This window comes from Planotetraspora phitsanulokensis (genome assembly GCF_016863295.1).
GTDB lineage: Bacteria > Actinomycetota > Actinomycetes > Streptosporangiales > Streptosporangiaceae > Planotetraspora > Planotetraspora phitsanulokensis.
Genome location: NZ_BOOP01000082.1, coordinates 1 through 1,146 on the forward strand (window position 1 = coordinate 1; position 1,146 = coordinate 1,146).

At 66.0% G+C, this 1,146-nt stretch carries 1 protein-coding gene; it reads left to right on the forward strand.

What is annotated here, in order from left to right:
- Positions 1-612: 612 nt before the first annotated feature.
- On the forward strand, positions 613-1,146 hold a 534-nt coding region (locus Pph01_RS42460), incomplete at its 3' end, for an NAD(P)/FAD-dependent oxidoreductase (protein WP_204078942.1).

Here is a 1,146-nt window from a genome sequence, read left to right on the forward strand (position 1 = left end):
GGCGTCGGCCACCAAGGTCTTTTCGTAGCTGCTGTTCGGTGAGGTCGATGTCAATCCGAGTGAGGGTCATGTGCGACTGCATCCTTGGTCAGGAGTGAACGGGCTGAGCGAACGTCGGGCGCTGACAACGGCCGTCACACACCGCCGACTCCCCCAGCTGTCGACACAGTCCGGGGCCATCGGGTGGCGTCCTGTCTTCACCGACACCCGAATCGGCAGTGCGATCAGCGGCTGCCGTGTCGCCGTTGACGAACCAGGCGCGGAGACCGTGGTCGTGTCCCGCTCTGCTTAGTGACGCGGGATGCCCGTCCCTTACGTACGTCCCGACCCCTCGTCCATCTTCTCGATGCCATTCACCTGCCGCGTAAGACCTCGTGTGGGAGGCGCTACAGACAGACGAGTGAACAGGTCGAAAGGGTGCTCACGCTGATCGTGAGATTGGAAGGAGAGTCGAGAGCGAGATGACTTGGGTGGCCACGGCAATGTTGGCCCGTCACCGGTGTACGGCTCGCCGACGATGGATGGAACAGGTGCTGCGAGTGACCTCCCTGACCGCGATTCCTCGACCGCCATCACATGATGGTGACCTCCGCGCAGCGGGAGAACACGAGCATGGCTGACCGAAAGACAGTGATCGTCGTCGGAGGCGGTTTCGCGGGGTTCACCACCGCGCGGACTCTCGCCAGACTCACCCGAGGGTCGGTGGAGATCATCCTGATCAACCCGACCGACTACTTCCTCTACCTCCCACTGCTGCCGGAGGTGGCCGCGGGGACCCTCGACCCGCGCAAGGTCGCGATCCCGCTGTCGGCCAACTGCCCCGGCGTACGGCACCTGCTCGCCTCGGTCGACTCCGTCGACGTGGAGGCGCGCAGGCTGATCTGCACCGACCCCGAGGGGGCCTCCCGCGAGCTGCGTTACGACCGCCTCGTGCTCGCCGTCGGCAGCGTCAACAAGCTGCTCCCCGTGCCGGGCGTGGCCGATCACGCCCACGGCTTCCGCAGCATCGCCGAAGCCCTCTACCTGCGCGACCACCTGATCCGGCAGATCGAGCTCGCTGAAGCCGCCGGTGATCCCAAGGAACGGGAGGCCCGCTGCACGTTCGTGGTCGTCGGCGCCGGATACACCGGCACCGAGGTCGCCGCA